Origin of the sequence: Streptomyces sp. NPDC001410 (genome assembly GCF_042895235.1) — a bacterium.
In the GTDB taxonomy this organism is placed as follows: domain Bacteria; phylum Actinomycetota; class Actinomycetes; order Streptomycetales; family Streptomycetaceae; genus Streptomyces.
This window is the reverse complement of the sequence record NZ_JBIAWE010000001.1, coordinates 434,929-447,672: the sequence shown is the minus strand read 5'-3', so window position 1 is coordinate 447,672 and position 12,744 is coordinate 434,929. Positions and strand designations below refer to the sequence as shown.

9 protein-coding genes are annotated in these 12,744 nt (G+C 71.0%); 8 read left to right on the top strand and 1 reads right to left on the bottom strand.

The genetic code is table 11. From position 1 onward, the window contains the following. The first annotated feature begins 4 nt into the window (after positions 1 to 4). The 5 genes from ACFY3C_RS02000 (at position 5) to ACFY3C_RS01980 (ending at position 8,237) form a co-directional block, all read left to right on the top strand. Positions 5 to 901 (top strand): carbohydrate ABC transporter permease, encoded by an 897-nt coding sequence (locus ACFY3C_RS02000; RefSeq protein WP_390769346.1) that lies wholly within the window; start codon positions 5 to 7, stop codon positions 899 to 901. After that, entirely contained in the window at positions 898 to 1,800 is a 903-nt protein-coding gene (locus ACFY3C_RS01995) for a carbohydrate ABC transporter permease (RefSeq protein WP_390769345.1), read from the top strand. The genes ACFY3C_RS02000 and ACFY3C_RS01995 overlap by 4 nt, the downstream gene beginning before the upstream one ends. Positions 1,801 to 1,863: 63 nt before the next feature. After that, positions 1,864 to 3,120 carry a glycosyl hydrolase gene (locus ACFY3C_RS01990; RefSeq protein ID WP_390769344.1) on the top strand — a complete coding sequence of 419 codons (1,257 nt, stop codon included), beginning with the start codon at positions 1,864 to 1,866 and terminating at the stop codon, positions 3,118 to 3,120. Beyond that, positions 3,117 to 5,177: an endo-beta-N-acetylglucosaminidase gene (locus tag ACFY3C_RS01985; protein WP_390769343.1), complete on the top strand. Its 2,061-nt coding sequence runs from the start codon at positions 3,117 to 3,119 to the stop codon at positions 5,175 to 5,177. Before ACFY3C_RS01990 ends, ACFY3C_RS01985 begins: the two co-directional genes overlap by 4 nt. 30 nt (positions 5,178 to 5,207) lie before the next feature. Then, entirely contained in the window at positions 5,208 to 8,237 is a 3,030-nt protein-coding gene (locus tag ACFY3C_RS01980; protein WP_390769342.1) for an alpha-mannosidase, read from the top strand. Positions 8,238 to 8,285: 48 nt separating this feature from the next. Here the strand turns inward: ACFY3C_RS01980 and ACFY3C_RS01975 are convergent, their stop codons facing one another. After that, a complete protein-coding gene (locus ACFY3C_RS01975) occupies positions 8,286 to 8,984 on the bottom strand; it encodes a FadR/GntR family transcriptional regulator (protein WP_390769341.1) in 699 nt (232 codons plus the stop codon). A 164-nt stretch (positions 8,985 to 9,148) separates the two neighbouring features. Here ACFY3C_RS01975 and ACFY3C_RS01970 point away from each other — a divergent pair, with 164 nt between their 5' ends. From ACFY3C_RS01970 to ACFY3C_RS01960, 3 genes are read left to right on the top strand one after another with little or no spacing between them, the layout of a single operon-like run. After that, positions 9,149 to 10,222 (top strand): sugar ABC transporter substrate-binding protein, encoded by a 1,074-nt coding sequence (locus ACFY3C_RS01970; RefSeq protein ID WP_390769340.1) that lies wholly within the window; start codon positions 9,149 to 9,151, stop codon positions 10,220 to 10,222. Further along, a complete protein-coding gene (locus tag ACFY3C_RS01965) occupies positions 10,219 to 11,712 on the top strand; it encodes a sugar ABC transporter ATP-binding protein (RefSeq protein ID WP_390769339.1) in 1,494 nt (497 codons plus the stop codon). Before ACFY3C_RS01970 ends, ACFY3C_RS01965 begins: the two co-directional genes overlap by 4 nt. Then, on the top strand, positions 11,705 to 12,730 hold the full coding sequence (locus tag ACFY3C_RS01960; RefSeq protein WP_386576832.1) for an ABC transporter permease: 1,026 nt from the start codon (positions 11,705 to 11,707) through the stop codon (positions 12,728 to 12,730). The genes ACFY3C_RS01965 and ACFY3C_RS01960 overlap by 8 nt, the downstream gene beginning before the upstream one ends. Positions 12,731 to 12,744 lie beyond the last annotated feature (14 nt).

The window sequence follows — 12,744 nt, the reverse complement described above, 5'->3', positions numbered from 1 at the left end:
CGGTATGGCCACTCCCACCGCGCCGCCCCGGGTGCGGCGGCAACTGCCCACCAGCCCCTGGCTGCTCGCCGCCCCGGGACTGCTCGTCACGGGCGCCTTCGTGCTGTACCCGTTCGTGTCCACCGTGGTGAACTCCTTCACCGACCGCCGCACCCTGATCCCGGGCCGTTTCGTCGGACTCGCCAACTTCCGCGAGCTGCTCCACGACGACATGTTCTGGACCGGCCTGCGCAACAGCACGCTGTACGTCGTCGGGGTCGTACCGGCCCTGGTGGTCCTGCCGCTGCTGCTCGCGCTGCTGGTGCAGAAGAACATCCCCGGCATCACCTTCTTCCGGTCCGCCTTCTACACCCCGGTCGTCGCCTCCATCGTGGTCGTCGGGCTGATCTGGGTGTGGCTGCTGGACGAACGCGGCCTGGTCAACTCCCTGCTGGAGACGGTGGGGATCGGGCGGGTCGGCTTCCTGAGTGACCAGTGGCTGCTCCTGCTGAGCGCCATGGCCGTGACGGTGTGGAAGGGCCTCGGCTACTACATGATCATTTATCTGGCCGCGCTGGCGAACGTACCGCGCGAGCTGCACGAGGCCGCAGCCGTGGACGGCGCCGGACCGGTCCGCCGCTTCCTCACGGTCACCGTGCCCGCCGTGCGCTCCACCATGGTGCTGGTCGCCGCGCTCTCCTCGGTCGCCGCGTTCAAGGTGTTCTCCGAGGTGTACCTGATGGCCGGCCCGAGCGGCGGCCCGGCCGGCGAGGACACCACCCTCGTCATGCTCGTCCAGCGCACCGGCACCGGCCTGACCGGCCGCGTCGGCTACGCCTCCGCCCTCTCCGTCGTCGTGTTCGTCGTCACCGTCGCCCTGATGCTGCTCGTCCTGCGCGCCGACCGGAGGGAGGAGACATGAGCGTCCTGGAGAAGGTACGACCCCGCCAGGAGCCCGCCGTCCGCGAGCCGCGCGTCACCGACGAGCACGGCCGCCGCATCCGGGCGTGGGAACTGGTCCTGCGCTACGCGCTGCTGCTCGCCGTGCTGGCGCTCACCGTCGGCCCGTTCCTGTGGCAGCTGTCCACGTCCCTCAAGGGCCCCACCGAGGACATCTTCAGCTCGCCGCCGAAGTTCCTGCCCGGCCGTCCCACCCTGCACAACTACGAGCGGGTCTCCCGCACCATCCCCGTGTGGGACTACGCCCTGAACTCGCTGAAGGTCGCGAGCGCGAGCGTGGTGACCAACTGCGTGGGCTCGGCACTCGCCGGGTACGCCCTGGCCCGGCTGCGCTACCGCGGCCGGGGCGTGGCCACGCTGGCCTTCGTGCTGGCGATGCTCGTGCCCGTGGAGGGCATCATCATCGCCCAGTTCACGACCATGCGGGAACTCGGCCTGAACAACACGCTCATCGGCGTCGTCCTGCCCGGTTCCATCGGAGCCATGAACGTGCTGCTGATGCGCAACGCCTTCCGGAACCTGCCGTACGAGATCGAGGAGGCCGCCTACGTCGACGGCGCCGACGTCTGGCAGCGGTTCTGGCGCATCGCGCTGCCGTCGGTGAAGGGCACCCTCGCCGTCGTCGCGATCTTCGCCTTCATGGGCGCCTGGGACGACTTCCTGTGGCCGCTGATCGTGCTCAGCGACCCCGACAAGTTCACCCTGACCATCGGCCTCAATTATCTGCACGGCACCTTCGCGGGCGACGAACGCCTGGTCGCCGCCGGCACCGTCATCGCCGTGGCCCCGCTCATCGCCCTCTTCGCCTGCCTCCAGCGGTACTTCTTCCGCGGGGTCGGCGAGGGCGCCGTCAAGGGCTGAGTCACGTACCCGGCCGAGTCCCGTATCCCTGCCGAGTCCCGTACCCCCGCAAGGACACACCGCATGCCTCCTGCCGTGCGCTTCGGCGTCAACTACACGCCCAGCGAAGGGTGGTTCCATCACTGGCTCGACTTCGACCTCGACTCCGTACGCGCCGACCTCGACGCGATCGCCGCCCTCGGCCTGGACCACATCCGGGTCTTCCCGCTGTGGCCCTACTTCCAGCCGAACCGCACCCTGATCCGCCCGCGCGCCGTGGAGGACCTGGTACGACTGGTCGACGCGGCGGGCGAACGCGGCCTTGACGTCAACGTGGACGGGCTGCAAGGGCACTTGAGCAGCTTCGACTTCCTGCCCGCCTGGACCCGCACCTGGCACCGGCGCAACCTCTTCACCGACCCGGACGTCGTCGACGGCCAGGCCGCCTACCTGCGCATCCTCGCCACCGCCCTCGCCGACCGGCCCCACTTCATCGGCATGACCATCGGCAACGAGGTCAACCAGTTCGCCGCCCCACCCCACCCCGACCCCGACCGGATCACGGCCGAGGACGCCGAGCGCTGGCTGACCCGGCTGCTCGCCGCCTGCGCCGAGGGCGCCCCGGACCGGCCGCACCTGCACGCCTCGTACGACGCCGCCTGGTACCAGGACGACCAGCCCTTCACCCCCGGCCACTCGGCCCGCCTCGGCGCCCTCACCGCCGTGCACTCCTGGGTGTTCAACGGCACCGCCCAGCGCCACGGCCGTACCTCCGTACCGGCCGAGCACCACGCGGCCTACCTGGTCGAGTTGAGCAAGGCCTGGGCCGCGGAACCGCACCGGCCCGTGTGGCTCCAGGAGGTCGGCGCACCGGCGCCCCTCGTCCCCGCCGAGCACGCGGCCGCCTTCACCGAGGCGACCGTGGAGAACGTGCTGGACTGCCCCGACCTGTGGGGCGTCACCTGGTGGTGCTCGTACGACGTCTCCCGCGAACTGGCCGACTTTCCCGAACTCGAATACGGCCTCGGGCTGTTCACCAACGACCGGCGGCCCAAGGACACCGCGCGCGTACTGGCCGACGCGGCACGTGCCCACCGTGCGCCCCCCGCCGTGCGCGGTACCGCCCTCGTCGTGCCCGACGACCCGGCCCACCGCTCCCGCTGCGCCCCCGGCGGGCCCGTCTTCGACGCCTTCTTCCGGCTCGTCGCCGACGGAGCCCGCCCCACCACCGTCCTGGACACCCGCGCGGACGACAAGGAACACCTCGCCGCCCGCGGCATCACCGAAGTCGTCAGTCCCGACCAGGTACTCCCCACCCCACAAGGAGGAACTTGCTCGTGAACCCCACCAGACGCACCGTCCTGATCGCCGGGGCCGCCGCGGCCCTGTTGCCCACGCCCGCCCTTGCGGTCCCTCGTCCCAAGGCGGCCGCCACCCCGCCGTACGCCTCGTACTGGTACCCGGACTCCCTGCCCTCGGGCAGCCCCGGCGCCGGTATCACCTGGCGGAGCCTGAAGGCCTGGCGTGCGGCCGACGATCCCGATCTCGCCTTCAACGCGGCGTCCGTGCCGCTCGCCGCCCGCTTCACCCCGACCCCGGCGAACACCACCGCCCGCTCGGGCCAGGCCCGCATCCAGTCCCTGGTCTCCTTCGGGCCGACCTCCAGCAACCCCTCGCAGGGATCGGCCACCGCCGACTACTACGCCCTCACCCACTGGGCCTACGTCGACGAGCTGGTGTTCTGGGGCGGCTCGGCGGGCGAGGGGCTGATCCTGGCGCCGAACGCGCCGATCGTGGACGCGGCCCACCGGCACGGCGTGCCCGTCCTCGGCAATATCTTCCTGCCGCCCACGGCCTATGGCGGCCGGCTGCAGTGGACCCGCGACCTCGTCCAGAAGGACTCCTCCGGGCACTACCCGCTCGCCGCGCAACTCGTCGCGGTGGCGGCGGCGTACGGCTTCGACGGCTGGTTCGTGAATGCCGAGACCGGCGGCGGGAACACCGCGCTCGGCACCGCCATGCTCGGGTTCGTGAAGGAGCTGAAGGCGCTCGCGGCGGCCAAGGGGCAGCGGATGACCTGGTACGACGCGATGACCGTGAACGGGACGGTCAGCTGGCAGGGCGCGCTGAACAGCCAGAACGAGGCCTTCTTCCAGACCGCCGACGACATGTTCGTCGACTTCCGGTGGAGCGCGGCGACCCTGGCCTCCTCGGGGACCAAGGCGGTTCAACTGGGCCGTAGCCGCTACGAGTTGTGGGCGGGTGTCGACGTCGAGTCGAACGGGTCCGGCTCGTCGGTGAACTGGGACGCCATCGTGCCGACCGGGAAGGCACACGTCACCTCGATCGGCTTCTACCGGCCCGAATGGACCCGCAACCACCTGCCCGCCGGGCAACGCGCCCCGGAGGACTTCCACGCGGCCGACGACCGGTTCTGGACCGGGCGGTCGCTCGATCCGGCGCGGCCGGACGGGACGGATCCGTGGCGGGCACCCGCGGTGTCGGTGGCGGACCGGTCGACGGTGTCGTCGATGCCGTTCGCCAGCGTGTTCAACACCGGGCACGGGCTGCGGTGGTACGAGGAGGGGGCCGTCACCTCGGACGCGCCCTGGAACCACCTCGGGCTGCAGGACCGGCTGCCGTCGCGGCGGTGGGTCGTGCGGACGGCGGGGCGGCGGCCGGCGGTGTCCTTCGACTTCGCGGACGCGTGGCGGGGCGGGAGCAGCCTGCTGGTCGCTGGTGAACCGGATCAACCAGTGGTGGTGGATCTGTACGCGACCCGGCTGGCGATCGGTGTTGACACGGTTGTCGAGCTGACGCATCGGACCGACGCCGGAAGTGTGAACGTCGAGCTGGCCGTCGCCACCGCCGAACCGAGCGGCGCCGGTGCGACACCGCCGTACACCTATCTGCCGGTGAACTCGGTCAACACCGAGGGAAGCCCGGCTGTGAACTCGGTCAACACCTGGCAGACCTCGACCGTACGGCTCACCGGGCTGTCCGGCACGATCCACGCCCTCGGCGTCCGCCTCACCGCACCCGACGGCGGCGCCGTGCGCTGGCGGTTGGGCGGCCTGGCCGTACACGACACCACCCCGGCCCCGGCCGCCCCCGCCGGCCTGCGGATCACCGCGGCCTCCGGAGGCGACCTGCGCTTCGCCTGGAGCGCCGCACCCGCCCCCGTCAACGAAGCAATGGCGTCAGCCACACGCCACTACGAACTGCACCGCGTCCTGCCCGACGGCACCCGCCGCTTCCTCGGCGGTACCTGCCAGCGCGCCTACTTCGTCGCCGGCCTGCAACCCGCACCGGGAGAGGCGGCCGCACGATTCGAACTGCGCTCGGTGGGGGAGCTGTACAACGCCTCGACTCCCGTGACCGTCACCCACACCTGGTAATCACCCGGAACCCAGCAGGGAGCACCCCGCATGCATGACGACCGCAACCTGGTCGAAGCCCGCCTCCGGCGCGTCCTCGACGAACGCATCCGTCCCGCCGTGTACCCCGAGTCCGTGCCGCTGCAGGTCGCGGTCTGGCACGCGCCGGGCGAGCCCGTGCCGGTCGCGGAGGGACTGGCGGCCGAGCCCGCGCCGATCGAGGTGGGCGCCCGGTGGGGTGCTCCGTGGGGGACCAGCTGGTTCCGGGTGACCGGGACCGTGCCCGAGGCCTGGGCGGGCCGGACCGTCGAGGCCCTGCTCGACCTGGGCTTCGACGAGAACATGCCCGGCTTCCAGTGCGAGGGCCTGGTCTACCGGCCCGACGGCACCCCGGTGAAGGGCCTCAACCCGCGCAACCAGTGGGTGCGCATCGGGGCGCCCGTCGAGGGCGGCGAGGAGGTGCGCCTGCACATCGAGGCCGCCTCCAACCCGGTCATCCTCGACTACCACCCCTTCCGGCCCACCCGGCTCGGCGACAAGGACACCGCCGGGCACGAGCCGCAGTACACACTCACCCGCATGGACCTCGCCGTCCTCGACGAGACCGTGTGGCAGCTGGTGCTGGACCTCGAGGTGCTGGGCGAGCTGATGGCCGAGCTGCCGGTGGACTCCGCGCGCCGCTGGGACATCCTGCGCGCCGTCGACCGGGCTCTCGACGCCATTGACCTGCAGGATGTGGGCGGCACGGCGGCCGGGGCCCGTGCCCGGCTCACCGAGGTGCTGGCCGCCCCCGCCGTGCCGTCCGCGCACCGGATCAGCGCGGTCGGGCACGCACACATCGACTCGGCCTGGCTGTGGCCGCTGCGCGAGACCGTGCGCAAGGTGGCCCGTACGACGTCCAACATGACCGCGCTCATCGAGGACGAGCCGGAGTTCGTCTTCGCCATGTCGCAGGCGCAGCAGTGGGCGTGGGTGAAGGAGCACCGACCCGAGGTGTGGGCACGGGTGAAGAAGGCCGTGGCGGAGGGGCGGTTCGTGCCGGCCGGCGGGATGTGGGTGGAGTCGGACACCAACATGCCCGGCTCGGAGGCGATGGCCCGTCAGTTCGTGCACGGCAAGCGGTTCTTCCTCGACGAGTTCGGCATCGAGAACGAGGAGGCCTGGCTGCCCGACACCTTCGGCTTCGCGGCCGGGCTCCCGCAGATCATCAGGGCGGCCGGCTCCAAGTGGCTGCTCACCCAGAAGATCTCCTGGTCGCAGACGAACAAGTTCCCGCACCACACCTTCCAGTGGGAGGGCATCGACGGCACCCGGATCTTCACCCACTTCCCGCCCGTCGACACCTACAACTGCTCGATGAGGGGCAGCGAGATCGCCCACGCGGCACGGAACTTCAAGGACAAGGGCAGGGCCCGGCACTCGCTCGCGCCCAGCGGCTGGGGCGACGGAGGCGGCGGCACCACCCGCGAGATGGTCGCCAAGGCGGCCCGGCTCCGCGACCTCGAAGGCTCCGCGACCGTCGTCTGGGAGACACCCCGGGCGTTCTTCGAGAAGGCCGAGGCCGAATACCCCGAACCTCCCGTCTGGGTCGGCGAGCTGTACCTCGAACTGCACCGCGCCACCCTCACCAGCCAGGCCAGGACCAAGCAGGGCAACCGCCGCAGCGAACACCTCCTGCGCGAGGCCGAACTCTGGGCCGCCACGGCAGCCGTGCGCACCGGATTCCCCTACCCCTACGAGGAGTTGGACCGGATCTGGAAGACGGTCCTGCTGCACCAGTTCCACGACATCCTGCCCGGCTCGTCCATCGCCTGGGTGCACCGTGAGGCCCGGGCGACGTACGAGCGGGTCGCCGCGGAGCTGAACAGCATCGTCGAGGCGGCCCAGCGCGCGCTCGCGGGCGAGGGGGAGACGCCCCTGGTGTTCAACGCCGCCCCGCACCCGCGCGCCGGCGTCCCGGCCGGAGGCGCGGCGACGCCATGCACGAACGGCGCGACCACGCTCGCACCGCGCCCGGAGGGCGGCCACGTCCTGGACAACGGCCTGCTGCGGATCGAGATCGACGCCCAGGGCCTTGTCGTCTCCGCGTACGACATCGACGCCGACCGCGAGACCGTCGCCCCCGGCGCCGCCGCGAACCTCCTCCAGCTCCACCCCGACTTCCCGAACATGTGGGACGCCTGGGACGTGGACGAGTTCTACCGCAACACCGTCACCGACCTCATGGACGCCGACTCGGTCACGGCGGGCGAGGACGGCGCATCGGTGCGGATCGTCCGCTCCTTCGGCACCTCCCGCGTCACCCAGGTGCTCACGCTGCCGCCCCGGGAGCGGCGCCTGGTGCTGGACACCGAGGTCGACTGGCACGAGACGGAGAAGTTCCTGAAGCTGGCCTTCCCGCTCGACCTGCACGCCGAACGGTACGCGTCGGAAACCCAGTTCGGGCACTTCCACCGCCCCACCCACACCAACACCTCTTGGGAAGTGGCCAAGTTCGAGGCCTGCAACCACCGTTTCGTCCATCTGACGGAGCCGGACTGGGGCGTCGCCGTCGTCAACGACTCGACGTACGGCCACGACGTGACCCGCACGGTCCGCACCGACGCCGACCGCGGTACGACCACCACGGTGCGGGTCTCTCTCCTGCGTGCACCGCGCTTCCCCGACCCCGAGACCGACCAGGGCGTCCACCGCTTCCGGCACGCCCTGATCCCCGGCGCCCGCATCGCCGACGCGGTCCGCGAGGGCTGGCGGATCAACCTGCCCGAGCGGCGCACGACCGGTGCGGGTGAGGTCGCCCCGCTGGTCACCGTGGACAACGAGGCGGTCGTCATCACTGCCGTGAAGCTGGCCGACGACGGCACCGGCGACGTGGTGATCCGCTTCCACGAGGCCCACGGCGGCCGGGCCCGGGCAACCCTGACCGCCGCCTTCCCGTACACCGACCTCACCGTGACGGACCTGCTGGAACGGCCGGGCGGGGAGTGCGAGCCACCGGTGCGGGACGGTGACCGGATCACCGTACGGCTGCGGCCGTTCGAGCTGATGACGCTGAGGTTGCACAGGCTGCGTGACCGGTAAGCACGGCACCGAGGTGCGTGACCCGCCTGACTGCGGCGATGCCGACGGCTAACCGATCTGCGCCCGCAACCACTCCTCCACCTCACCCACATGCGCGGCCGCCGCCGCTCGCGCCGCCTCCGGGTCGCGGGCGGCCAGGGCGCGGTGGATGGCGGCGTGTTCGCGGCGGGTCCGGGTGAAGGCGCCCTCCTCCTGGTAGCCGCGCCAGACGCGGGCGCGGAAGGTGCGGGAGGACAGGCCCTCAAGGATGGCGGCCATCGTCTCGTTGCCGGCGGCGGCCGCGATCTCGCGGTGGAAGGCCAGGTCGTGGGCGAGGATCTCATCGGGGTCGTCGGTGGCGTTCATCGCCGCCAGGTGTTTCTCCACCTCGGCGAGCCGGTCGTCGGAGATGCGGGCCGCGGCGAGTGCGGTCGCCGTGGATTCCAGGATGCGGCGCACCTCCAGGAGTTCCACCAGTTGAGGGCCCCGGGACAGGTCCGCGACCACGCCGAAGGTTTCCAGCAGGTCGCCGGCGTCCAGCGCGGTGACGTAGATGCCGGAACCGTGCCGGGCCTCCAGGACGCCCATGACCGTCAGCGCGCGGATCGCTTCGCGCATCGAGCTGCGGGAGATGCCCAGCCGGGCCGCCAGATCGCGCTCGGTGGGCAGGCGTTGCCCCGGCTCCAGGCGGCCCTCGGCGATCATCGCCTTGATCTGCTCGATGGCGCGCTGGGTCACCGTGCCCTTCTGCGGGGCTTCCTCGTCCACGCCGCTCCTCCCGTCGCAGGGTGCGTCGCAGTCTAACCAGGGGAGTGGTCCGACCACTATGCGTCGGAGGGCGGAAAACTTGGCGCCAGAGGGTGTTCCGGCGTCCGAGTGGTCTGATAAGTATCCAGGCATCTGCTCGAACACCCTCGACGAGGAGCCGCGAGATGCCCGTCAGAACAGCGAGGAAGCAGAACAGGTCACGGATCACCGGCGTGGCGGCCCTGGCCGCCTGCGCCTCGCTGCTGCTCACCGCGTGCGGCAGCACCAAGGACACCGGCGCGTCCGGCGCGGGAGGCGGAGGCGGCTCCGGCCGGGTCGGGGTGATCCTGCCCCTGCTGACCTCGCCGTTCTGGCAGTCGTACAACGACTACGTGCCCAAGATGGCGAAGTCCGAGGGTGTCGACGCGCTGAAGACGGTCAACTCCAACAGCGATCCCTCGCAGCAGATCACCGACATCAACAACGAGCTGAACCAGGGCGTGAAGGGACTCGTCGTCGCGCCCCTGGACAGCGCCGCCATCCAGGCCGGACTCGACCAGGCCGAACGCAAGGGCGTGCCGGTCGTCGCCGTGGACGTCGCGCCCGACAAGGGCAAGGTCGCCATGGTGGTGCGCGCCGACAACGTCGCCTACGGCGAGAAGGCCTGCGACTACCTCGGACAGCACGTCACCAGCGGCAAGGTCGTGCAGATCATGGGCGACCTCGCCTCGGTCAACGGCCGCGACCGCTCCGAGGCCTTCCGGGCCTGCGTGAAGAAGAAGTACCCGAAGCTCAAGGTGCTGGAGATCCCCGCCAAGTGGGAGTCCGACACCGCGGCCGCCAAGCTGGACACGCTGCTGGGCGCCAACCCCGACATCAAGGGCATCTACATGCAGGCCGGTGGCGTGTACCTCGCGCCGACCCTGCAGACCCTGAAGTCGAAGAACATGCTGAAGACGGCGGGCCGGAAGGGCCACATCGTCATCGTCTCCAACGACGGCATCCCGCAGGAGTTCGACGCCATCCGCAAGGGCCGGATCGACGCCACCGTCTCCCAACCGGCCGACGCCTACGCCCAGTACGGCATGTACTACATCAAGGCGGCGATGGCGGGGAAGACGTTCGAGCCCGGTCCCACCGACCACGGCTCGACCATCGTGAAGCTGCCCAGCGGCATCCTGGAGGACCAGCTGCCCGCGCCGCTGGTCACCAAGGAGAACGTCGACGACCCCAAGCTCTGGGGCAACACGGTCAAATGAACGCACCTCTCGTTGAAGCCGAGGGCATCGTCAAGCGGTACGGCCCCACGGTCGCCCTCGCCGACGGCCGGCTCACCGTCCACCCCGGCGAGTCCCACGCACTGGTCGGCCGCAACGGCGCGGGCAAGTCCACGCTCGTCAACGTCCTCACCGGACTCCAGGCCCCGGACGAGGGCACCGTACGCTTCGCCGGCGCGCCCGCACCCGCGCTCGCCGACCGGGACGCCTGGCGCCGGAAGGTCGCCTGCGTGTACCAGAAGCCCACGGTCGTACCGGAGTTGACGGTCGCCGAGAACCTGTTCATCAATCGGCAGCCGCTCCAGAGAGGCTTCATCAGCTGGCGTCGGCTCCGGCGCGCGGCCGCCGACCTGCTCGCCACCTGGGACGTGCACGTCGACCCCGAGGCCCGCACCACCGACCTCAGGGTCGAGGACCGCCAAATGGTGGAGATCGCCCGGGCGTTGAGCTTCGGCGCGCGGTTCATCGTCCTGGACGAGCCGACCGCCCAGCTCGACAACCGGGAGATCGATCGGCTGTTCAGCCGGATGCGCTCACTGCAGGACTCCGGGGTCACCTTCCTGTTCATTTCGCACCATCTCCAGGAGGTGTACGAGGTCTGCCAGACGGTGACCGTCTTGCGCGACGCCCGCTGGATCACCACCGCGCCGGTCGCCGAACTGCCGCGCGCCGCCCTGGTGGAGGCCATGGCCGGGGAGACCGTTGTCGAGCGGGCGGCGACCGTGCGGGACACGGTGGCCTTCGACGCGCCGGTCGCCCTGGAAGCGCACGGACTGTCGTCGGAGTCGTACCGGGACATCGACCTCACCGTCCGCCACGGCGAGGTCGTCGGACTCGCCGGCTCCAGCGGCAGCGGGAAGATCGAGCTGGCCGAGTCCCTCGCCGGACTGCACACCCCGACCGGCGGCACGGCCCGGCTCGACGGCGGACGGCTCCCGTTCGGCGACGTCCAGGCCGCGCTCGGGGCCGGTGTCGCCTGCGTACCCCGCGACCGGCACGAACAGGGACTCGTGACCGGGATGACCATCGGCGACAACGCCACCCTGAGCGTCCTCGGCCGCCTGGGCCGGTACGGCTTCGTCGGCACCCGGCGCAGACGCGGCGTCGCCACCGACCTCATCGAACGCCTCGACATCCACGCCGAGGGCCCCGACCAGCCGGTCTCCGACCTCTCCGGCGGCAACGCGCAGAAGGTCGTCATGGCCCGCGCCCTGGCGTCCGAACCGCGGCTGCTCGTCCTGATCAACCCCACCGCGGGTGTCGACGTGAAGTCCAAGGAGTCCCTGCTCGCCCGGATGGACAGCGCCCGCGAGGACGGCACCGCCGTGCTCGTCGTCTCCGACGAACTCGACGACCTGCGGCGCTGCGACCGGGTCCTCGTCCTCTTCCACGGCCGGATCGTCGCCGAGCACCCGGCGGGCTGGCACGACCACGAGCTGATCGCCTCCATCGAAGGAGTGGACCATGGCTGACACCAAGGCCCCGCCGCTCACGCCCGTCAAGGTCCAGGGCCCCCGCTCGGCCAAGGCCGTCCTGCTCCGCCGCGCCCGCGAACTCGCCCTGGTTCCCGCGCTGTTGCTGCTGATGGTGCTGGGCGCGTTCGTCAACGACTCCTTCCTCACCGAGCGCAACATCATCTCGATCCTCGGCGCCTCCGCGGCCCTCGCCATGGTGGTGCTCGCCGAGTCGCTCGTCCTGATCACCGGCAAGTTCGACCTGTCGCTCGAATCGGTGGTCGGCATCGCGCCCGCCGTGGGCGCCCTGCTCGTCCTGCCCTCGGCCCAGTCCGGCTGGGGCACCGAGTGGCCCACCGCGCTCGCCCTCGTCACGATCCTCGTCGTCGGCGCGGCGATCGGCGCCCTCAACGGCATCCTCGTGGTGAAGTTCCGGCTCAACGCCTTCATCGTCACCCTGGCGATGCTGATCATCCTGCGCGGGCTGCTGGTCGGCGCCACCAAGGGCAAGACGCTGTTCGGGATGCCCGACGCGTTCTTCACCCTCGCCACCACGACCTTCCTGCGCGTCCCGATGTCCGTGTGGCTGGCGGCGCTCTCTTTCGCGGTCACCGGCCTCCTCCTGCGCTACCACCGCGTCGGCCGCGCCCTGTACGCCATAGGCGGCAACGCGGACGCGGCCCGCGCGGCCGGTATCCGGGTCGAGCGAGTGATGCTCGGGGTGTTCGTCGTCGCCGGTGTCCTCGCCTCCGTCGGCGGCCTCCTGCAGACCGGGTACGTCGGCGCGATCAGCGCCAACCAGGGCAACAACATGATCTTCACCGTGTTCGCGGCGGCCGTGATCGGCGGCATCAGCCTGGACGGCGGCAGGGGCACCATGGCCGGCGCCCTCACCGGCGTCCTCCTGCTGGGCGTCGTACAGAACCTGCTGACCCTCGCGCAGGTGCCGTCGTTCTGGATCCAGGCCATCTACGGCGGGATCATCCTCGTCGCCCTGATGATCGCCCGCGTGACGACGGGCCGGGCCCAGGACTGACCCCGCCCCAACTA